17 protein-coding genes and 1 other RNA gene are annotated in these 21,782 nt (G+C 32.9%); 6 read left to right on the forward strand and 12 right to left on the reverse strand.

The window, feature by feature from the left end:
- Positions 1–7: 7 nt before the first annotated feature.
- Entirely contained in the window at positions 8–478 is a 471-nt protein-coding gene (locus ABWH96_RS08915; RefSeq protein ID WP_375581106.1) for a hypothetical protein, read from the forward strand.
- A 6-nt stretch (positions 479–484) separates the two neighbouring features.
- Positions 485–1,270: a tRNA pseudouridine(38-40) synthase TruA gene (gene truA, locus ABWH96_RS08920; RefSeq protein ID WP_375581107.1), complete on the forward strand. Its 786-nt coding sequence runs from the start codon at positions 485–487 to the stop codon at positions 1,268–1,270.
- Here the strand turns inward: truA and cysM are convergent.
- From cysM to ABWH96_RS08940, 4 genes are read right to left on the reverse strand one after another with little or no spacing between them, the layout of a single operon-like run.
- Positions 1,260–2,141: a cysteine synthase CysM gene (gene cysM, locus ABWH96_RS08925; RefSeq protein WP_375581108.1), complete on the reverse strand. Its 882-nt coding sequence runs from the start codon at positions 2,139–2,141 to the stop codon at positions 1,260–1,262. The genes truA and cysM overlap by 11 nt on opposite strands.
- A 1-nt stretch (position 2,142) precedes the next feature.
- On the reverse strand, positions 2,143–2,955 hold the full coding sequence (gene epsC / locus ABWH96_RS08930; RefSeq protein WP_375581109.1) for a serine O-acetyltransferase EpsC: 813 nt from the start codon (positions 2,953–2,955) through the stop codon (positions 2,143–2,145).
- A 3-nt stretch (positions 2,956–2,958) separates the two neighbouring features.
- Complete coding sequence (locus ABWH96_RS08935) at positions 2,959–3,978, reverse strand: pirin family protein (RefSeq protein ID WP_375581110.1); 1,020 nt, start codon at positions 3,976–3,978, stop codon at positions 2,959–2,961.
- Between the two features lie 50 nt (positions 3,979–4,028).
- Entirely contained in the window at positions 4,029–4,859 is an 831-nt protein-coding gene (locus ABWH96_RS08940) for an ion transporter (RefSeq protein ID WP_375581111.1), read from the reverse strand.
- Between the two features lie 149 nt (positions 4,860–5,008).
- Here ABWH96_RS08940 and ABWH96_RS08945 point away from each other — a divergent pair, with 149 nt between their 5' ends.
- The gene (locus tag ABWH96_RS08945) at positions 5,009–6,388 is read left to right on the forward strand and encodes a transporter substrate-binding domain-containing protein (protein ID WP_375581112.1); all 1,380 of its coding nucleotides are present in this window, start codon (positions 5,009–5,011) and stop codon (positions 6,386–6,388) included.
- A 32-nt stretch (positions 6,389–6,420) separates the two neighbouring features.
- Positions 6,421–7,029 carry a sensor histidine kinase gene (locus ABWH96_RS08950; protein WP_375581113.1) on the forward strand — a complete coding sequence of 203 codons (609 nt, stop codon included), beginning with the start codon at positions 6,421–6,423 and terminating at the stop codon, positions 7,027–7,029.
- Between the two features lie 494 nt (positions 7,030–7,523).
- On the opposite strand, the gene ABWH96_RS08955 is transcribed toward ABWH96_RS08950, so the two are convergent.
- Positions 7,524–9,518, reverse strand: coding sequence for an ATP-binding protein (locus tag ABWH96_RS08955; RefSeq protein WP_375581114.1), 1,995 nt, complete (start codon positions 9,516–9,518; stop codon positions 7,524–7,526).
- Between the two features lie 290 nt (positions 9,519–9,808).
- On the opposite strand from ABWH96_RS08955, the gene ABWH96_RS08960 reads away from it, so the two are divergent.
- Positions 9,809–9,940: a hypothetical protein gene (locus tag ABWH96_RS08960; RefSeq protein ID WP_375581115.1), complete on the forward strand. Its 132-nt coding sequence runs from the start codon at positions 9,809–9,811 to the stop codon at positions 9,938–9,940.
- Between the two features lie 13 nt (positions 9,941–9,953).
- On the opposite strand, the gene ABWH96_RS08965 is transcribed toward ABWH96_RS08960, so the two are convergent.
- From ABWH96_RS08965 to ABWH96_RS08990, 6 genes are all read right to left on the reverse strand, one after another.
- Complete coding sequence (locus tag ABWH96_RS08965) at positions 9,954–11,108, reverse strand: sigma-54-dependent transcriptional regulator (protein ID WP_375581116.1); 1,155 nt, start codon at positions 11,106–11,108, stop codon at positions 9,954–9,956.
- Positions 11,109–11,141: 33 nt separating this feature from the next.
- Positions 11,142–11,536: RNase P RNA component class A (gene rnpB, locus ABWH96_RS08970), an RNA gene on the reverse strand.
- Between the two features lie 102 nt (positions 11,537–11,638).
- Positions 11,639–12,037, reverse strand: a complete 399-nt coding sequence (locus ABWH96_RS08975) for a hypothetical protein (RefSeq protein ID WP_375581117.1) — start codon at positions 12,035–12,037, stop codon at positions 11,639–11,641.
- 110 nt (positions 12,038–12,147) lie between these two features.
- On the reverse strand, positions 12,148–13,137 hold the full coding sequence (locus ABWH96_RS08980; RefSeq protein ID WP_375581118.1) for a Smr/MutS family protein: 990 nt from the start codon (positions 13,135–13,137) through the stop codon (positions 12,148–12,150).
- Positions 13,138–13,150: 13 nt separating this feature from the next.
- Positions 13,151–14,029, reverse strand: a complete 879-nt coding sequence (locus tag ABWH96_RS08985) for a DUF2279 domain-containing protein (RefSeq protein ID WP_375581119.1) — start codon at positions 14,027–14,029, stop codon at positions 13,151–13,153.
- Positions 14,030–14,055: 26 nt separating this feature from the next.
- Positions 14,056–15,354, reverse strand: coding sequence for a cryptochrome/photolyase family protein (locus ABWH96_RS08990; protein WP_375581120.1), 1,299 nt, complete (start codon positions 15,352–15,354; stop codon positions 14,056–14,058).
- A gap of 83 nt (positions 15,355–15,437) precedes the next feature.
- Here ABWH96_RS08990 and ABWH96_RS08995 point away from each other — a divergent pair, with 83 nt between their 5' ends.
- Positions 15,438–16,613, forward strand: a complete 1,176-nt coding sequence (locus tag ABWH96_RS08995) for a hypothetical protein (RefSeq protein WP_375581121.1) — start codon at positions 15,438–15,440, stop codon at positions 16,611–16,613.
- 509 nt (positions 16,614–17,122) lie between these two features.
- On the opposite strand, the gene ABWH96_RS09000 is transcribed toward ABWH96_RS08995, so the two are convergent.
- Complete coding sequence (locus tag ABWH96_RS09000; protein WP_375581122.1) at positions 17,123–21,778, reverse strand: translocation/assembly module TamB domain-containing protein; 4,656 nt, start codon at positions 21,776–21,778, stop codon at positions 17,123–17,125.
- Positions 21,779–21,782 lie beyond the last annotated feature (4 nt).

Raw genomic sequence — 21,782 nt, forward strand, 5'->3', positions numbered from 1 at the left:
CCAAACTATGCGTACAATTCTGATATTGATTTTATTACCATTTTTCTTTAATTCTTGTGATCAAAAAGCTCAAAATAATGAGACAAATGACCCCCTTTGGGAATTAGAAAAGCAAGTTTTTGAAAAAGGGGAAAATATAGAAATAGAAGAAATCAATAAATCAATAGAGAAAGCCACCACTATGCGCTTGAGTTGGGCTTACAGTCCGATTACTATTGCTATAAGAGTAGCTGGACAACAAATGATTAGTCCAGAGGTGAAAGTTCTAGCTAAAAGTAAGTCTGGGAATGAGTTGATTACCCATGCAGTTGTCATGATTGAAAAGAAGAATTTACAGGATGATTCGGTAAATGACCAATATTATCGAATCGAATTAAAACTAGGCGGAAGCATATGGCAAGTGATGGATGTCAAAAAAGCCTGGAATTGCAAAGCTAACAGAGGACATAGCGAAGTGAATGCTGAAGTTTGTAAATAAAAACCAATGGCTTCTCGTTTCGATTACTTCTATTTAATAGAGATTCAGTATCTAGGTTTTCGCTACCACGGTTGGCAATTCCAGCATGGATTGAAAACACTCCAAGGGATGCTTGAAAAAACATTCACTTTCCTTTTTAAAGATGAGAAATTCAAGATTTTGGGAGCTGGACGTACAGATGCAATGGTATCAGCTCAATCTGCCTATTTTGAATTATTCGTTAATCACGAATTAGAAATGGAAGCTTTTCAAAAAGAGTTAGATGAAAACTTACCTGCTGATATTAAAGTAATTGATATAAAAAAAGTCAACAGTCAATTCAATGTTATTCAGGATGTAAGCTTGAAAACCTATCATTATTATTTTGCATCAGTTGAAGAAAAATACCCCTTTGCATCTCCCTTCATGAATTGTATTCAATTTCCTTTGGATTTATCTAAAATGAAAGAAGCAGCAAAACTCTTTGAAGGAGAGCATGATTTTAAATATTTCATGGTAGGTGAATCTAAAAATAAAGACACAGTTCGCAATATTAAAGAGAGTAGAATAGAAGAGAATACCGAATTAACAGCCAGTTTCTTCCCTAAAGAAAGTTTTGTTTTTAAAGTAAAGGGAAAGGGGTTTATGCGCTACCAAATCCGCTTGATGATGGGAGCATTGATCAGAATAGGGCGAAATGAAATTTCCTTGCAAGATTTGGAAAATGCTTTGCAAGGAAATCTACCCAGTTTTGATAAATTGAATGCTGCTGCTTCGGGACTTATGGTGAAAAATGTAGAGTTTAAGATTTAAACAAATCAGAACTCAAATATCTATCTCCTCGATCACAAGTTATGCATACGATCACGCCTGATTCTATTTCCTGAGCGATTTGCAGTGCTGCGTATAAAGCACCACCACTGCTCATTCCAGCTAATATTCCTTCTTCCTTTGCCATTCTTTGGGTCATCTTGGTAGCATTTTCTTCGCTTATATCGATAGTTCTATCCACCCTTTCAGCTTCAAATATTTTGGGTAAAAACTCTGGTGACCATCTTCTGATTCCAGGAATTCTAGAGCCATCAGTAGGCTGAGTGCCCACGATTTGAATAGAAGGGTTTTGCTCTTTTAAATATCGAGAAACGCCCATGATAGTACCAGTTGTCCCCATAGCCGAAACAAAATGTGTGATTTCACCCTTTGTATCGTTCCAAATTTCAGGGCCTGTGGTTTTGTAATGCTGTTTGTAATTATCGGGGTTGCCAAATTGATTGAGCATATAATATTCACCTGTTGCTGCCATTTCTTCAGCTACAGTCCTTGAATATTCTATAGTGCCTTCAGCTTTGGTCAAGATAACTTCTGCTCCATAAGCCTCCATAGATTGAATTCTTTCAGCAGTGGAGTTTTCAGGCATAATTAAGGTCATATGCAAACCTTTTAATTTGGCAATCATGGCTAAAGCAATACCTGTGTTCCCACTAGTGGCCTCGACAAGTTTATCTCCTGCTTTTATATCTCCTCTTTCCAAAGCAGCCCCAATCATTCCTAAAGCAGCACGATCTTTTACGCTACCTCCAGGATTTTGCCCCTCAAGCTTGCAGTAAATTTTTACTTTTTTATTGGTTGGAATATTTTTAAGTTCCACTATAGGCGTATTGCCTACTAAATCTTCTACAAACATATTATTTTAGGCTACTTTTATGTAAATGCTTATTTTCTGAATCATAATAAAGTCTTGAATGAGGCTCCAGGCTTTTGGTTATCCAACTGTTTCCGCCAATTATACAATGGTCACCAATGAATGTTTTTCCGCCTAGAATTGTGACATTTGCATAAATCACGACATAATTTCCAATTGTAGGATGTCTCTTTTGGCTGGCATTTTCTTTTCTGACGCTGGTTGCACCTAAGGTAACCCCCTGATAGATTTTCACATAATCACCTATATCAGTCGTTTCTCCAATTACAATTCCTGTCCCGTGGTCAATGCAGAAATGCGATCCAATATTAGCTGCAGGATGGATGTCAACACCAGTTCTGCTATGAGCATGTTCACTTATTATGCGTGCTATTAATACATATCCAGCATTGTAGATACAGTGTGCGATTCTGTATGCAGCAATAGCCTTAAATCCAGGATAAGTCTTCACTACCTCCAATCTACTTTTTGCTGCAGGGTCGCCTTCATAGATAGCACTTATATCTTTTTCTAATGCAATTTTGATTTTTATTAAATCATTGAAAAGTACTCCTTCTTCACCTGGATATTCTTTCTGAAGATTTTTACATCTCTTTTCTAAAAGATCATGCCATTCATTTTTTAGCTCTATGTATCTTTTTTCTAATTCAGCTTTACTGGAAATTTTTTCATTACCATAATCAGGAAAAATAAAACCCAACAAAGCTTCATAAAAGGAAATGATGCTGTCTGGTGAAGGACAGCCCATTGCATTTTGATGTTCTTTATAAATACTTTCTAAAAATTCTTCTTGCATGAATCAATCTTTAATCTCTTCTCTTCCGTCTGCATGAATAGCAAATCTCCCTCTGCTTTTCTCATGAACATTTTCGTATGAAGGCCATGGCCAACCCCCGAATTCAGTTTTTTGAAATTCCATTATGGTTTCTCTGACTTCTGCAGGGTAATTCAATACAAACGGTCCATGTTGAACTACAGGTTCGTTAATTGGTTTACCTTGCAATAATAATAATCTTGCTTCCTCATCACCATTTTTTAATGTGATTTCTGCTCTGGCATCAATATAGGCACCGTGATAATGTGGTAAGTCAGTGTCATTTAATTTAAAATCTTTTCCTTGGAAGAAATATATATTTCTATTGATTTTATTTTCGCTTGTTGGTAATGTGAACTCTGCATTAGGTTCCATTTTAATATGCCAAATTGCCACTTCATTATCAGGATTAGCTGCCCATGAATCTGGTGCTGGTTTTGGAGCTGATTCATCACCTACTTTACCTGCCATTACTTCGATCTCAGTTGATTTTCCATTTACGTCTTCATGTTTGTAAACTGGAATAGTATCTTTCCAAAGCATGGCAAAGTGAGGATCAACCTTTTTACTGTCTCTTGGTAAATTTAACCAAATCTGAAAAAGCTCTAGTGGGTTTTCCTCATTCTCTTTTAATAATGGAAACATTTCTGAGTGTTGTACTCCTTTTCCAGCAGTCATCCATTGCACATCTCCGTTACCAAACCTTCCTGCAGCACCTAATGAATCAGAATGGTCAACCAAACCTTTTCTTACGGCTGTAACTGTCTCAAATCCACAATGTGGGTGTGCTGGGAAACCTGGTACTTTACTTCCGTGATACATTCTCCAACCATCTTTAATGGTGAAATCTTGTCCTATCATTCTACCCTCTAAAGAAGCGGCAGGTTCCAACTCTTTGTTTCCTTTTGGGAAAAAATCCTCATGATGAACACAAAACAAAAAGGGGTCTTGTGTTTGCCAAGGGAAGCTTAATTTTTCTATTTTATTGATTCCTGAATTTTCCATGTAGGTACAACGATTTTAGCGCTAATTATGTTGATGAAAAATGAATCGATTTAAGAAATAGGAGGTAATTTTTCACCGCAATTATGACAAAACTTTGCAAAATCGCCATGTTGCTTAGCTCCGCAATTTTCGCAGCTTCTACTGTCTACCTTAAATCTACTCTTATTCATTTCAGAGGTTACAATTCCAGTGGGTACTGCAATGATTCCATATCCCATGATCATAATAAAGGAGGCGACAATTTGACCTAAGGGAGTGATAGGAGCAATATCTCCATAACCAACAGTAGTGAGCGTTACTATTGACCAATAAATTCCTCTCGGAATATCAGTAAACCCACTTTCGGGTGGTTCAATTAAATACATAACTGCACCCATTATGGAAACTAAAATTAATACAGTAGCAATAAATAATGTGATTTTCTTTCTACTTGCAAGTAGAGCCGTAGAAAGTTGAGAGGCTTCTCCTAAATATTGAGTGAGTTTGAAAATTCGAAAGATTCTTAATAATCTAAGTCCCCTGATAATCATTAAAGATTGAGCTCCTGCAAATACAAAAGCTAATAGCGAAGGTAAAATTGAGAGTAAATCAACTATTCCAAAAAAGCTTTTAATGTAGTGCCAGGGTTTTTTAACCACTATAATTCTCAATATATATTCTATAACAAATAGCCCTGTAAATATCCATTCGGCCCATAAAAAGTAAATGCCATAATTCAACCGGAATCTACCAACACTTTCTAAAATAACAGCTAATACACTTAGGAAAATGGCGACTAATAAAATAGCATCAAATAGTTTCCCCCAGAATGTATCTGCTTTGAAAATAATTTCAAATGTTTTCTCTTTCCATTTCGCATTTGTATTTGCTTGTTCATCCATCAATATCGCTTTTTCATCAAAAATTTAATCTTATTACTTTTTAAATTGTTCAAACTATAATACCATTTTTGTGTTTTATCTATAATATTTATAAATTAAGTTAACTTTAACTAAAATTGAAATAATTAATCATATCTAACTTTAACTAAGTGAAATTACTGACCAGAGCTTTACTTCTACCATTTCTTATCCCCTTTAGCTTATTTGGACAAGCTAAAAGTAATAATACTTTGCCTGAAAAATCAATTAATTATGGAATAGATAAAACTTATGAACCCTATGAGTTTATAAATAAGGACGGTAAGGCAGACGGCTTTAATGTGGAAATTATAAAAGCAATTGGAGAAGAACTTAATTGGAATATTGAGATTTATCCTGATGATTGGAAAGTAATCAGAAAAAAGTTAGAAGACACAAATGAATTGGATGTTGCAGCCTATTTTAAGTCTGCAGCTCGTGAAGATAGCATCTTGTTTTCCCGTCCTATAAGTTTGGTTTATTATTCCATATTCACTCGATCGGACAAAGAGCCTGTCGAGGATTTGTTTAGTCTTTCTGGTAAAAAGGTAGCCATTCAAGAAGCTACAATAGTAGAAGAATATTTTGATCAACTTGGATTTTTAGATTTAAGAGACCTTCAGACTTATTCCTCAGAATCTGATGCTATTAATGCTGTAGTAAGAGGAGAGGCAGATTGTGCTATCACTTCCTTTATGACGACAAATTATAAAATGGAAGTCGAAAATATTAAAAATATTCAATCTTCAAGTGATCCAGTTTTTATTACGGAATACTGTTTTGTAGTGAATAAAGAAGATTCGGCTATTCTTGATTCTTTAAACTGGGGATTAAGATTAGTAAAAGCATCAGGAGAGTATGATCAATTATTTCAAAAGTGGTTGACACCTAAAAAGGGATGGTGGTCTCAAAATCAGGAACTAGTAATCATGATTTTAGCCATTTTATTTTTATTATCAGTAACGGCTTTGGTATATATTTATTCACTAAGAAAGTTGGTTCAAAAAAAATCACAAGTCATTAAAAAAGAAATTCAAACCAGGGCTGAAACAGAATGGGAACTGCTGGAAAGTGAGAATTTAAGAAAGAAAATGGAGGTTTTTACTTCTGTAATGCTTGTTGAAACTGACTTAGAGCATAATATTACCCAGGCACCTAAATTGTTTTATTCCACCTTAGGATTTAATGAAGAAGATATCTTAGGAGTTAATATTCATCAGCTAATAAATGCTAAATCAGTTTCTAAGGATAAAGAAATTAAAAGTGTTTTAATGAATAAGGAATTTCCATATTTAGATGCTGAATATGAATTCAAGACTAGTTCAAATATTCCCGTATGGATGGAAAGTAGCACCTCATTACTTTATGATGAAAAGAAACGGATAAAGGGATTTAAACAATTTTTAAGGGATATTACTCCATTAAAACAAGCAAATATCAATTTAAAAGATTTGAATGCTGAATTGGCTAACTTTATGTATAAGACCTCCCATGATGTAAGGGGCCTATAGCCAATGTTTTAGGATTAGTGAATTTGGGTAATATGACCTCAAAAGATAAAGAAATCCAAAGCTATTTTGGATTGATAGAAAAAAGTGTTCAAAAACTTGAGCACATCTTTAATGATTTTAAAGAAGTAAGTTTTATCCTGCATGGTGAATTGAATATAACCACATTTGATATAAAGGAATTAATAGAAGAGGTATCCATTTCAGTCTTCAGGAAGAGAAATAAAGATATTAATAAAGCATTAATTGATGTAGAGGTATTAACAGATTCTCAATATATGACTTCTGATAGAGCTTTACTTAAAAGATTGGTCTATCAAATAATTGAAAATGTATTTGAGCATAATAATTATTATGATACTGAATTGAAAATCACATTCGAAAAAGAAAATTCATCTCATTATAGGATGTATTTTAAAGATAATGGAATAGGAATACCTGAAAATTTACAGAAAAAGGTTTTTGAAGTGTTCTTTAAAGGGAAGCGAAGTGATATAAATGTAGGGATGGGGCTTTACATGGCAAAAAAAGTAGTTTCAAGACTTGGAGGAGAATTAAATCTAAAAAGTGAAATTGAAACGGGTACAACTATAGAAGTGATATTGCCCGTTAGGCAACTAGCTGAGAATTTGAATTATAATTAGGGTTCTCTTGAAAATTAAAACGTGACTCTAATTATCATTCAAAGCAAATATAAAGTCTCATTTTTTGAAATTTTATCATATCTAAAACCTCAAAAAGCTTTGATTTAGAGGAAATCTGAGGTTTTAGATATTAAATCTAGATTTATACCCAAAATTATATCTTGAAGTTTCTACTTTTCCTTTTTGCTACTATATAACAAGAATTGTCCGCAGGCGTCTTTGACGCTAAAATGTCTCGCAAAGTCGCTAAGCCGCAAAGTTTTCGCAGAGAATACTTTTGTTATCTACTTTGATGTTCAGTTTATAAGACTGCGATGACTTGATCAAAAAGAAAGAAAAAATCAAGACAAAAAGATGCTTCATCGCTACATACCATCGCTGGCCCGCCTTTTGTCCTCCTGCCCGCCCTCTTCGAGCAAGACCTTTCCCGCATTTATCGGGATATTATTTGGTTTTGAAGATTGGTAGTATTAATCAAGAGAGGCTTAATTAGATTATTTGGGAATGGAAAAAGAGAAAATAGTACCTTTTCCTTCTTCGCTTTTCACCCAAATTTCACCACCATTTTTCTCAACAAATTCCTTGCATAATATTAAGCCTAAACCAGTACCTTTTTCTTTTGCTGTTCCTTGAGTGGAGTGCTTAGTGTCTATCCTAAAGATTTTACTAGCAACATCTTTTGGCATCCCCACTCCATTATCTGCTATTTTCACAACATATCTTTTGTTTTCTTCTATTACACCCATTTTAATTTTCCCTCCATCCTCGGTGAATTTTATGGCATTAGATAATAAATTTCTAATCACAGTTGTAATGGAATTAGGATGAGCAAAAGCACTTACAGGCTTAGTGTTTTTCACCTCAATCTCAATGTTTTTATTTTCTGCTTGCTTCTCAAGAAGCTTTTTATTTTCACTTAGCATTTCCGTAAGATCAACTTCCTCAGCTTTAAATTCTATGTTTCCTGTTTGAGAACGAGACCATTGAAGGAGATTTTCCAATAGTGCAAATAAATTTTTCAAAGATTTATCTAAGTCCTTGGCTAACATCTGTATCTCTTCCGTACTTAAACTGCTGGTATGATTCATTAATAGACCAGAAAATGAAGTCAGTGAATTTAAAGGCCCCTTTAAATCATGGCTGATAATAGAGAAGAATTTATCTTTGGTTGCATTTAAATCCTCTAGCTCATCATTTTGAGCCTTCACTTTCAGGTTAGCTGTTTTCAATTTGGAATTACTTCTCCTTTGCACAAGAAAAAGGGTGAAGATCAAAACAAGGATGATGGCGATTAAGGCCACCATTATAATTAAGAAATTTTTAAACCTTTTCTCTTCTTCTAATTCGAATTCCTTTTGAATTCTATTTAATTCTAATTGATCAATTAAGCTTTGTTTTTGATTGATAGAATAACGGCTTTGCATTTTTAAGATACTTCTGTCATTCTTCTCTTTTTGTAGAAAGTCTTCTAACGCTTTAAATAATTCGCTATATTCTAAGGCATTCTTATAATCTCCTATGGCTTTATATGCTTTACTTAATAAGGCATAAGTTTCCTGAACCAGTTCCTGATTTTGAGAACTTTGAGCTAGAGGATTTGCTAATTTTAAATTTGCCAGTGCTCTTTCAGGATTGTCCTCTTTTAAATAATATCTTCCAACCGAATTATATAAAGAGGCTAATTGCGCTTCTGCATTTTTGTTATTTTGCAAAATATCGAGGGCTGCTACATAATTGTCGTATGCTTGATTAGATTTATTTTGAAGTAAATAGATATTCCCTACAGCATTTAAACATTCAGCTTCTTGTATAGGAGACTTAATCCTTCTGTACGTTTTTAAAGCTTTTTTATAATAACTTAAAGCTTTTTCGTATTCATTTTCATTTGCATATATATCTGCTAAATCAGTATTTGCATCTGCCTCTACCTTAGGAATTCGTTCGGAGTTGGCATAATGAAGGATGTTTTGGTGTTGTTCTATAGATTTGCCCGTTTCTCCTGTAGCGTAATAGGTATAACCCAATTTTTGATTGATATAAAGTCTAAGAGGGGGGAGATCGTAATTTCTGAGTAAGTTAGAAGCTTTTTCTAAAAACTCTTTGCCATAATAGTAATCTTCTACTTGGTCAAAAAGCTGATAAAAGCCAATATAGGTAAAAATTAGAGCAATCTCATTTTCTGTTTTTTCATCAATATCTAAAGCTCTAATTAGCAAAGACATTGCCTTTTCTAAATCATTGGTTTTGTTAATGTGAATAAAAGCTAATTCTTTAGAAACCTTGCTTTCAATATCATTTCTATCAATATCTTTAGCCGACTGTAATTCCTCCTTTTTATTTTCTAATAAATCCTCTGTGTCAGCAGTAGAAATACGTGTTTCCAGGGCTCTAAACCATTCCCATTCCGAAGCAAGGTCTTTCTTTTGTGCTTCCAGACTAAAGATTGAGATCGAAAAAATTGTAATGAATAATATCGCTTTTCTAAGCATTATGAATTGACATTAAATATCAAATTAAGCAAAAAAATATTGATAGTAAGTATTAGATTAAGTGTTTTTTAGATAAAAATTAAGATTTTTTGAAATAAATAATCTTAATAATTTCTGAGTTAGAAACAGCCTTTAATGATCATAATTGATGATTTTGAAGATTTTGTTTCAAATAAACATTTTAGTTTAATGTAAAAAGTTATTAAATAATGTAATTAATTTAATAATAGATTTTAAATTTTAGATTAATGGACTTATATTTGAATGTAAGATATTTAAACGCTTTCGACATGAAAAGACTTTTACTAGTTATTATTTCAGCATTATTTCTTGGAGCATGTGCCCAAAAAACATGTCCAACTTATGCTTCAACTGATTTGAACACTGAACAAGAATCTAATTCTGAAGAACAATCTGTTTGATCTTCAATTCTTTTTATTCAATATATTTCTTCACATCCTGAGCTGTAATTTTTTCTGCACCTAAGATTATAAGTCTCTCCACTACATTTCGAAGTTCACGTATATTGCCACTCCAATTATATTCCTTTAATTGATTCAATGCATCTTTGTCTATAGATTTTTTCTTGGCACCGTGCTCTTCCGCAATATCACCTAAAAATCTTTCAACTAATTCAGGTATATCATCCTTTCTGTTTTTCAATGGGGGAACATTAATTCTAATGACACTTAATCTGTGGAATAGATCCTCTCGAAATTCACCATTATCAATAGCTTCCTTTAAGTTTTTATTGGTGGCCGCAATAATTCTGACATCCACTTTAATATCTTTATCTCCACCCACTCTATTGATTTTACTCTCCTGTAAAGCTCGCAAAACCTTAGCTTGAGCAGATAAAGGCATATCTCCTATTTCATCTAAAAATAAAGTACCTCCTGAAGCTTGTTCGAATTTTCCTATTCTTTGTTTTACAGCAGATGTGAAAGATCCCTTTTCATGTCCAAATAACTCACTTTCAATTAATTCAGAAGGAATTGCAGCGCAGTTTACTTCTACCATTGGTGATTTTGCTCTTTCACTTTGCTCGTGAATTTGTCTTGCCACCAATTCTTTTCCTGTCCCATTTTCTCCAATGATCAATACCCTTGCATCGGTAGGGGCTACTTTAGCGATCGTATCTTTTACTTCCTCCAATTCTTTGGAGGAGCCAATCATTTCATATTTTTTAGAGACTTTCTTTCTGAGTGTTTTAGTTTCTGCCATCAGTGTTGACTTGTCTAAAGCATTTCGGACAGAAACTAATAATCTATTTAAATCAGGCGGTTTGGAAATAAAATCGAAAGCGCCTTTTTTGGTGGCTTCCACAGCATTGTCAATAGTGCCATGAGCAGAAATCATAATGAAAGGAATTTCAATCCCTTTTTCATATACTGCATTGAGTAATTCCATGCCGTCCATTTTCGGCATTTTGATATCACAAAGGACTAGATCGTAATGTTCGTTTTCGATTTTTTTTAAGCCTTCAGCACCATTTGCTACTTCTTCTACCTCATATTTTTCATATTCTAGTATCTCCTTTAAAGTTTGGCGAATACTAGCTTCATCATCTATCAATAGTATTTTGGACATAGTTATTGGGTTTTGCAAAGTTCAATATAAATAAAAAATTGCAAGCCTATAAGCCGAGTTCTGTTTCCGTCAAAAGACGGACTCTTATCATTTATCTAACGCAGTCTACCCCTTTTTACCATCCAAATAGGATTTTAGGACGAGCAGCCCTTATCCCGAAGTTCGAAAACTTCGGGAGCAAAAATGTATGTGACCTTACAACCCGAAAGGTTTACCGTGCACTCGAATATTACTATCCGAGACGGTGGGCTCTTACCCCACCTTTTCACTATGACCTTAACGACTAGCGTTAAGGCTACCTGTTTTCTGTGGCACTATCTGTTCTTGATTTTCACATCAAGACCCTTGGTTTCTCAAGGTACGGTGCTCTGTGTTGCTCGGACTTTCCTCCCCCCGATAAATCGAAGAGCGATAAGACGGCTTGCAATTTTTATTATTAAATCTTATTGACAAAAATAAGACCAAAAAATGGATTTGGAAGTGAGAATAGGTGAATTAGTTGAAATTATTAAAATGTTATAGATGTGCCTTTAATGCACATCTTGTCCTGTTAATTTGTGTTCCCAAGCATCAGCTACAGTAGCTACTTCTTCTATAATGTCTTTTAAAACCGCTTCGGTAGCACTTTCCTCTAATATTGCTGCTTCAACTCTTATGAAGTCGTCTACCAAAACAAAGCGTGCAGTACAAAAAGTAGCATTAGCTCGAATAAGGTTTTCTAGATTAATAGCAGTACTAAATTCACATACTTTGGAAGTAAATTCTATACTTGGTTTATTGGTGATATCACTCTTTTTTAAAGTGCCTAGTACTGCTTGGTATCTATTACCGCCTAAGGGATAAATAACCACTGACTTATTGGTATCATATTCTTGGAATTGACCACCAATCTCATTGGCGTAGGATTCCATAAATTCATTAAAATTCATAAGGCTGTCATTAAAAAGTTTTCTTAGTCACGTTTTATATGATTCTTCAAGTAAGAAGATGTATATAGTAACAAATTTAGTAAATTATTGTAATAAATTTAGAAATAATTTTATTTAATCTTTACCAATGTCGCCCCATAGCCAAATTTTTCTTTGTGCGTATCCTTAAAAAATTGAATATTATCATGTTGAGACAATTGTTTATGGATGTTATTTTTTAAAACGCCATTTCCAACCCCGTGTATAAAAATAATTTCATCTAAACCTGCCATAAAGGCTTCATTAAGTTTTTCTTCAAATTTTGAAAGCTGAATTTTGAGAATATCCTCTTTTGGTAAATTTTCATAATAGGGATCAATAGTTTCAATATGTAGATCTATTTCAGGAATTTGATTATTGCTTTTCCCAATGTTTTTATAGCTTTCGCTTTCTTCTTTTCCTTTAAAAAAGCTGTCTTTTAATTTATCTATATCAATCTTTTCAGGTTCAACTGATTCTTTTGAAGATTGATTTAATGGGATTAGATAGCCTTTCTTATTTAAGTATGGGATGTCGGTTTTGTCTTTCTGAAAATGTTTGGCTTTTATTTTCACAGTGATTTTTTCTGGTCTCATTGGGATTGACCACTTACTGTTTTCGGTAAGAATTGTGAAAGAAAGTGGAGCCCAAGTATTGAGATGATCCATATTTCTTTCTGTGATTTTACTGAATTTCTCAGCAAATATTTTTTCAGACAGGATGGTCTTTTCTTCATTTTTGCCATTTATCTCATTAGCCATTATCAAAATATCTTCTTTTGATGGATTGAGGAAGTATATGCTGTTCAGATGATCATTTAAAGGGATAATTGCTAAATGAAAACCCTTTAATTGATTTGGCTGCTCGTAAACTGTTTTTTGTTTAGTAGGCTTTTGGCTTTCATATTTTTGAGTATCAAATGCTGTACTTTCATCAGAAGAAACGACTACCAATTCAGATTCCAAAACAGGAATAGCAAATCCATCTTCTATTTCAACTTCCACCAAAGATTTATCTAGCATTTTAACTACTATGCCTTCTTCGGTTCCTTTCATTAATCTAACTCTATCGCCTATTTGCATGATTATTCAATTTTTAAAAATATAAAGGATGCAAAACTACGCCTTTTCCATCCCATTCTACTGTTGGGAACGGAATTTTAACCTTATTGATTAGCTTGAATATAATTTTTAACCACTTTTGCTCTACCTCGAATTTGCTTAGGTTCATATCCAAACTCAGCAGCCATTGTCTGTTTGCAGTATATCCATTTTCTATGTTCTCTTCAGGACTTCCGTAAATCATTTGATTGCCACTGTAGCCAACTGAAAATTGTAGCCAATCAGGGAATCTATTGCTTTCACTAAAAATATTAAAATCAGTACTTAACCAATATGTTTGCCCATTATAATCTTTAATGAGTTGTTCAAAATAATTATTCCCAAGTGTATTGGGTCTTAAGTCAGCATAAGGGCTTGGTGAAAATGAAAACTTTGGATATATGTAATTCTGTTTAAATAGAAATTGTTGGTAGGGGAGGAATGCGCCAATAGTATTAGCTAAAGCATCTCCCCAAGAGGCTCCATAACTTGTGGAAAAACCGTCAAAAACTTCAATAGGAAGCATCATTAATGTAGAACTTATGCTGCTGTATAGCATAGCTTTTTTGGGATTCATTCCAGTGTTTTTCAACAATTCAAAATTGATATCTGTGAGATGGTAGGCCGTATAAATATGTCCTAATTTATCCATCTGCAGCCATTGCTTATTGTCGTTGAAGAATTGGAAAGATTGTGACTCGCTATCCTTATACCATAAAAAGCCCAATCCCGTCATTCCGCTGGCATAAACTGCACTTTCAGCTATAATAAGATTTCTTAGCTTTTTTTGGTCAATGCTATCTTTTTGAATTTGGGCATGGACTAGATTCTGGAATAATATTAAGGCAGAAAAGATAAGTAGCAATATCCTCATAATTCAAAATTAGGGATATTTAGCTATTAAGCATTATCTAAGGCAGATTTGTAGGTGTCCAAAGCACGTTGTCTTGCTTCTTTATGGACAACCATTGGTTCAGGATAATCTGAAGTATTCACTTCTGGTACCCATTTTTTGATGTAAGCTTTATTTTTATCGAATTTATCGGTTTGGCTGTATGGATTGAAGATTCGGAAATAGGGCTGAGCATCCGTTCCAGTCCCCGCAGCCCATTGCCATCCACCATTGTTGGATGCTAATTCATAATCTAATAGTTTTTCTGCAAAATAGGCTTCTCCCCATCTCCAATCGATGAGTAGGTGCTTGGTTAAAAAACTAGCGGTAATCATTCTTACCCTATTATGCATATAACCGGTTTGATTTAACTCCCGCATGCCAGCATCCACAATGGGGTACCCTGTTTTCCCCTCGCACCATTTTTTAAAATCTTCTTTACTATTTCGCCATGGAATGGCATCATATTTTGACTTGAAAGCATTATTCACCACATGAGGGAAGTTAGCTAGAATCATACTATAAAAATCTCTCCAAATTAATTCATTAAGCCAGGTATCGTTCAGTTTTTGAGCATAAGAAACGGCTTCTCTTATGCTTATAGTACCAAATCTCAAATGAATTCCTAACCTGCTCGTGCCGTTTTTAGCTGGGAAATCACGATGCTCATCGTATTTTTTAATTATGCTTTTATCATATTCCCTTGCAGGAATAGGTATATCTGATTTGACGAATCCAATATCTTCCAGACTGGGTAGTGTTGGATTGAATTGATGAAAATTTTCTTTCTTAAAGGAGATCTTATAAGGATGAATATGTCCTGACTCCAGCTTTTCGAGCCATTTATTTTTGAATGGTGTGAACACCTTATAAGGCTCGTTACCACCAGTCAAAATTTCATCTTTCTCGAAAATCACATGATCCTTAAAATCATAGAAGCCAATACCTTTTTGTTGTAAAATATGATCTATTTTCTGATCTCTTTCTAAAGCGTAAGGTTCATAATCTCTATTGGTGAATACGGATTGAATGTTATATTCTTCAATTAATGATTTATAGACTTCCTCTGGTTTACCATGTTTAACTAACACTCCTGAACCGATTTCTTGGAGTTGTTTATCTATTTCTGTTAACTGATTATGGATAAAATTTACTCTAGCATCAGACTTATCTTTGAGATCATCCAAAATCTCAGAATCAAAAATGAAAATAGGGAGTACGGGTTGATTATCTTGCAGTGCATAATATAATGCAGTATTATCATATAGTCTTAAATCCCTTCTAAACCAGAAAATAATTATATTCATTTTAATTTTGTTTTATTATAGATTTAGTTTTATTTTTAAAAAAATTAAATTCAAATGAAAGTATAAATTTAAACTGAAACCTTATGAGAAAGTTAACAAAAGTATGTATGGGAATCTTAACAATTATTTCTGTATCATGTTCAGAAAATGAAATGGAAATTATTGAAACGAGAGATATCAATGAATTTAGACGTTTAGATATTTCAGATATAAAACAGCTAGTTCATAATGAGAAAGATGAAGAAATTAGACGGTTAAACGATATTTCATATGAATTATGTGAAGAATTTAAAAAATATGTTGCTTCTGGAACAAGAATTCGAAAAAAAATCAACTTTGAGTTTAATAAATCAAAAAATGATGCGGTAGTAGTTACTAAAATTTTCGATAATAGTGTAATAAATAACAACGCAAGAACTAGGTCTTTATTAAATCGCGCTAGTCAAATAAATATTCATAATAAAACTTACCAATCAGAATTATTTCTGGTTAATCGTGCTTCAGCAGATTTTTCTAAAGAATTGATAATTTCACCAGCTTTTGAATTGGAGGACACTGATGATTGTGAAGATTGTATTGCAGCGTATATTAATAATGAAGTCACTGGTGAATGGGATTTGATTATGTTAAGTGAAGATGAAGCCTTGAATACATCAAACCCAGTTATGGTTATGTCTCAAAATTTGGCTGGAGCAGATATCGTAATGCCTATATATGATGGTGGCGGATCTAGTTCAGGTGGAGGTTCGACAGGTAGTAGTTCATGGGATAATAAATATAGATTAAAGAATTTTAAAATGCACGACAGATATGAAGGAGTAGGAAATTCTGAATTGGGTATATCATATATTACCTATCTTTATGGGTATGGTACATCTGCAATAAATAGAGATCAGAAAGTATTTAAGGTGGATAAAGATGATATTGGAAAAAATCTTCAAGTTACTGGCGATTTGCCTACTGTGATGTATAGAGCAGAAGATTATGATAATCCAGATAAAGGAGAAAGTTTTTGGTTTTCAGCTATTAATTTTTTTGAAAGGGATTGGGCACATTCGAAGAAAACTTTTTCCACAGTTGTACATCCAGATACTGGTAAAACCTATTCCTTAAGTGGTAATGCTAAGTTGTCTTCAGATGTATATTTATACTCTGGACAACAACCTGTTTGGCTTGGAAATAGTATTGTGAGTTATGGTTATAAATATTTGTATTCTTCCCCTGCGAATGGTTCTTATTTCAAAATAGTTAAACAATAGATATGATTTAAATGTCAAATTAATTTGTAGAATTATATAAAATGAATTGTAATTTGTTGTTAACTTGATATACAAAATACTTATTAATTAGCTTTTAAAGCTCATTGAACTTTGTTTCAATGAGCATTTTTATTTATAAAAGAGATAAAAAAGTCTATTTTATGAGTTATTATTTTAGGGACTAAGTAAAATGATTCCAAAATTATCAACTACTTATTTGGGATCATTACCTTTAGTTATATACAATCAAAGTGAAAGCTAAAAAACTCATTAAAGATGTGTTCATTAAATAAACTAAGTTTTTTTGCCTAAAGGCAGCTTCTCAGCTAATTCTACTTCCTACTTTTTTGATTTACCGTTTCAAAATAGTTGTATTATTTAAGTAAAAGTCATAAGTTATTTTTGACACAATTTCCGAATATTATGTGTTCATAGCACTGTTTTTTTCTTTTTTTAAATAGAATTTTTGAACTCACAACCATTTTTTAAAAAGTTAAATTGGAAAATTTTTAGTGAAATTGTTTTTGAACTTTCACATCATTCTCTTCCCTCTTGATAATATCATTTTTAATGTGGTTTAAATCATTGTCAGATTCTTTTTCAGTAGGTTCGGATTTTTTTTCTATACTTTTCTTTTTTTGATTTTTATTAAAAATATCACGTAACTGATCAAAGCTGGTCACATATACTAAACTAACCCCAGTACTAGTCGTTGCTGAATTCGATAATTGAGAAGTGATCAATGTATTGAAATTAGTTCTATTATAAATTTTAGCCCTAAGCTTTCCATCAGGTGTCAATAAATATTCTACTGACCAATCTCCTAAAATTCCTAAAATTTCTTGGTTTACATTGTCAGTTTCGCCTTGAGTAAACCCTCCATCTCTAGTGACTCTTAATCTCCCACCAAGAAAGCTATAAGAAAGTCTTAACTGGAAAGTATTAAATTGATCTTCATCAAATGAACCTAAATCCACATCGATTTCAAGATTTTCATCTATCTGAGTTACCCAATAACTCAATTGATTTGAGAGGAATTCGCTTACGGAACTACCTACTGACCCACTTACTGCAAAGGAAGCACGTGGCGATAATCTTCGCAGAATAATTAAACTAAATACTTGTCTTTTAAGTTCTTGCTCATCTACCTCCAACTCTGATTCAAAGGCAATTACACTAGTTCTCAATGGGAAAACTGATTGTGTTGATGTATATATTTGATCTGGATATTCGGAAAAGTTGATATCAAAAGCGACTTGAGGCTGTAATAAATCACCCTGCAAATCCAAAATCACTTTTGCTGGATACCTTCTTTTTAATTCTGGAGAATTAGCAATCGTAGAATCTTGGCCCATATCAATTATGGGCAATAAAGAAACGTTTTGTTCATAGACCGCTTGAATATCCAAATTGGCTCGATAGGGATCTCCATCCCATGTGATATGGCTGCCTGATTGAATACTGAATTCTTTATTAATAATATTATAGAGTGTAAAATTATAACCGCCCTCCGTAAGCGTATAATCTCCAATCATAGAAAAAGCGCCATTTGTATCTATATTCATACTTAATTTACCATTGCCCCTTCCTCTTATGATATCCCCAGATTTTATATCAAAAATTATTTCTGCATATGCATCAGGTGTGAGCTCCAAATCTAAATTCATGGTTACTCCTCTTATATCCACACCTTCTGATTTATTGATAACCTTGGTTTCACTATCTGCTGTGTCTTTAACATTTATGAAATTAATAAAGTCTTCTTGTTCCACTGAAGAAGTACTTTCCACTGGAATAAATATTCTTGTACCTTTTTCTGATTTTGCGTTTGCATCTATTGTTAGGTTTCCAACGCTGCCTGTAAAAGAAATATCTCCACTGGTAAATGCCGTACCATAATACAATTGGTTGTCTTTAGCGGAAGTGTTGAGCACTTTTAAATTATCCATTTGCCCCTTTAAATCTAATCTTAAATCAGTGAATCCGTCATGCAAAAGATCACCATTAAGAAACCCTCTGTTTCCTTGATTATCTGTGAGCTGAATATTCTCAAAGGTTACTTTTTCTTGGTTGAAATTGATATTTCCAGTGTAATCATAAAAGGTGTTTAAATAATTAACTCTAATTCCTCCATTGGTGATTTTTCCTGTTCCATTAACCACTGGCCGGTTTAAATTACCTGATATCTTAAACTCACCATCCACCTCACCGCTCATATCAGAAAAGATGGTGTTAATGAAGGGTTCAACTATAACTAAATTAGTTTTTCGTAAATTTGCATTTAAATCTAAAGGGCTTCTTTCGTTAGCTGGCGCGTAACTTCCTTCCAATTTTATGATGTCTTGTTCTTGTCGCTTAACAATGTAATCCATCATTAATTTTTCCTCTTTTGGTTCCCAATTGGAATAGCCATTAATGTCTCCAATTAAAAATTCGTCCAGGTAGATATCGAGTAAGCTTAATTCGGTTGAAAGCAGAAATTTATTTTGAAAATTTTGAATGTTAATAAACCCATTGGCAGTACCTTTAAAATCATGTTGCTCAACAAGTTCATTTATGTTTTCAATTTTGAAACTGTCGATATTGATCATTAAAGATTTGGTAGAATCCATGGATAGTTCACCATTTGCAATTATCCTCTCATCCTCAGAAGAGATACCAAAATTCTTAAATAAGTAATTATTGCGGCTAATTTTAAGATTATTGCCCTCAACAAAATTCCAGTTTTTTGAAAAGAACTCAATATCGGATTGAGTTATTGAAAGATTTATACTATCCTCCAGAAATTCTAAACTTCCACTTAGGTTAAGGTGATTGTCACTTTGAACTTGGTCAAGAAAAGTAGTGAAATTTATTTCTCTTCCAGTCCAATAAAGCTCCATATTCAGGTTTTCGCTTTGTATATTATTATTTAATTGTTGATTGGCTGAATTTATAAAACCTATTCCGAGCACATCTTGACTTAAATGATATTTGCTGAAATTCAGATCAATATTATTTTTTGAGAACACATAATTATCATAATTAATTGAGTCAAAGGAAGATTCTATATAAATACTACTACTTTCTCCATTTTGAAATTGACCGGATATCAAAGCTCCTTCCTCAATATATAATTTAGGTATGAACAGATTAATTAAAGGGTTAATCTCTTTAATCAGGAAATTAAAGTTGAGAGCGTACTCTTCTAAATTTGCGGACGAGTCAATTGCGCTATAATAATTTTCAATCTTGTTTTTATCATTCTCAATGTTAAGTCGATATTCTTTAGCTGTTCTAAACAAATCCTTCTGCAACTGTGTGAATTGATATTCCCCATCTATATTTGCTCTAAATAGATCAGAGTTTATATTTAATTTTCTAAAACCATTATTGTTAGATGTATTGACAGTTAAAGAATCTAATTGAATGGAATTTCCCCTATAAGCTGCATATATTTTTTGTAATGAGGTGTTGCCTTCAATACTATCCAGCGTAATGCCACTACCATTAAGATTTCCTTTGGCCTTAATGATTAAATCTTCTTTTGTAATATTTAGTTTTTTCAAATTAATGGTATCCAGATCAGCAGTCACATTGATTAAATTTTTATTATTTCTCAAATCAATTGATCCATCCATTTGAAACTTTAATAATGGATCATTAATATTTAATTTTCCATTAAAAAATTCTGAAGCTAATTCTGCGTTGGTAGTAATATTCTGATATTCATACCCATTAATTCCAATTAAGTTGATGTTAGCATTCAAATTAAGCTTGGCTGTTTCTAAAGTGAATCCTGAGCCTTGAATATTGCCAGTCATTTGTACTTTTTGAAAAATAGAATCAGCATCTAAAAATTTACCTAAATTGAAATTATAGGTTGAAACACTACCTTTATAAGTAGATTTTCTAGAATCTTGAGCGATTTTAAGGTTTAGATCAGATTCTACTCGTCCTAATGGTGATGTAAAAACTCCATCGGCCACGAAATCAGTAGGGAAGCCCATAAAACTGCCCCTAAAATTAGTGATCCCAAAATTCTGAATTCTTTGGTAGGCTATACTATCATTCACATATTGTTTGAGATCTGAAGGAACCAGAGAAGAGTTTATTAAGTCTACATCAATAAATGCTTCACTTATATTTGGGAGTCCATCTATGCTTAAATCTCCTTTAATAAAACTGGAATTTCCAAATTGCATATCAAGATCTTTAGCTTTAAACCTTTTGATTTTACCATCGAATTTCCCTGTTAGATTTATTTTTTCATCGTAATTATTAACAAAGGGAGCAAAGAGCGCAAGATCCTCCGAGTAAATTATTGAATTCTTAAAATTGGCATTTATATTCACTGAATCTATTAAATAGGAAAGATCACTGATGCTATTATAGGTGAAAACAATGGAATCAGTAATTAAACTTTTATTCAGTTCTAAATTCAATTCTGTTAAAGAGAGTCTACTTTGAGAAATTTCAAAATTGGTATTCAGGTGATGAATGCTTAAGTCTGTTGCAGAATCAATGGCAGATAATTGATTTACCTCAATTTGAATGGTGTCTGCTCTGCTTGAAAAATTATTTAGATCAGCATTTAAATCATGTAAAACAAATTGGTTGTAATTAAATCCTTCCTGAATGCTGTCTACATCCAAATTAATTACCCCTAAATTGATATTAGATAATGAAGCTTCTCTAATCAGTAGGTTTATAGCCTTTTTTACAGTGCTGTCTTTTTTGGGAGCAGATAAATTCCGTATGGCTTCGACCAAATAATCTATATTAAAATAATCATCTCCTTTTTCTCTGATAAGCATTACCCTACCATCACTTAATCTTAAATTATCTAAAAGTATACTTTCATCATCTATAAGTTGCTTTATGTCATAATCAATCCATATTGATTTCAGGTCAATGAAAGTACTTTGGTCTTTATTTTTTACATAAAGTCCTGAAAGCGTGATTTGGTCAAACCATTCAATATTTATTTTTTCAATACTAATATCAAAACCTAATTTTTCACTTAAATAGTCACTGCCATATTGGGCAACTTTGGTTTGAACAGAGGAAGATTGCATGGCTAAAACCAAAACACTCATCGAAAAAAAAAGTATAAGGAATACCCATAATATTGCTTTTGCAATACCTTTTTTAATACCTTGCGTTATATTTTGCTCCTCTTTCAAATTT

The sequence above is a fragment of the Marivirga tractuosa genome (assembly GCF_042140215.1).
GTDB lineage: Bacteria > Bacteroidota > Bacteroidia > Cytophagales > Cyclobacteriaceae > Marivirga > Marivirga tractuosa_A.

Bases quoted from the DNA above. Each gene is read 5' to 3' on its own strand.
- ABWH96_RS08915 (WP_375581106.1), top strand. From the start codon at position 8: ATGCGTACAATTCTGATATTGATTTTATTACCATTTTTCTTTAATTCT.
- truA (WP_375581107.1), top strand. From the start codon at position 485: ATGGCTTCTCGTTTCGATTACTTCTATTTAATAGAGATTCAGTATCTA.
- cysM (WP_375581108.1), bottom strand. From the start codon at position 2,141: ATGTTTGTAGAAGATTTAGTAGGCAATACGCCTATAGTGGAACTTAAA.
- epsC (WP_375581109.1), bottom strand. From the start codon at position 2,955: ATGCAAGAAGAATTTTTAGAAAGTATTTATAAAGAACATCAAAATGCA.
- ABWH96_RS08935 (WP_375581110.1), bottom strand. From the start codon at position 3,978: ATGGAAAATTCAGGAATCAATAAAATAGAAAAATTAAGCTTCCCTTGG.
- ABWH96_RS08940 (WP_375581111.1), bottom strand. From the start codon at position 4,859: ATGGATGAACAAGCAAATACAAATGCGAAATGGAAAGAGAAAACATTT.
- ABWH96_RS08950 (WP_375581113.1), top strand. From the start codon at position 6,421: ATGACCTCAAAAGATAAAGAAATCCAAAGCTATTTTGGATTGATAGAA.
- ABWH96_RS08955 (WP_375581114.1), bottom strand. From the start codon at position 9,518: ATGCTTAGAAAAGCGATATTATTCATTACAATTTTTTCGATCTCAATC.
- ABWH96_RS08960 (WP_375581115.1), top strand. From the start codon at position 9,809: ATGAAAAGACTTTTACTAGTTATTATTTCAGCATTATTTCTTGGAGCA.
- ABWH96_RS08965 (WP_375581116.1), bottom strand. From the start codon at position 11,108: ATGTCCAAAATACTATTGATAGATGATGAAGCTAGTATTCGCCAAACT.
- ABWH96_RS08975 (WP_375581117.1), bottom strand. From the start codon at position 12,037: ATGAATTTTAATGAATTTATGGAATCCTACGCCAATGAGATTGGTGGT.
- ABWH96_RS08980 (WP_375581118.1), bottom strand. From the start codon at position 13,137: ATGCAAATAGGCGATAGAGTTAGATTAATGAAAGGAACCGAAGAAGGC.
- ABWH96_RS08985 (WP_375581119.1), bottom strand. From the start codon at position 14,029: ATGAGGATATTGCTACTTATCTTTTCTGCCTTAATATTATTCCAGAAT.
- ABWH96_RS08990 (WP_375581120.1), bottom strand. From the start codon at position 15,354: ATGAATATAATTATTTTCTGGTTTAGAAGGGATTTAAGACTATATGAT.
- ABWH96_RS08995 (WP_375581121.1), top strand. From the start codon at position 15,438: ATGAGAAAGTTAACAAAAGTATGTATGGGAATCTTAACAATTATTTCT.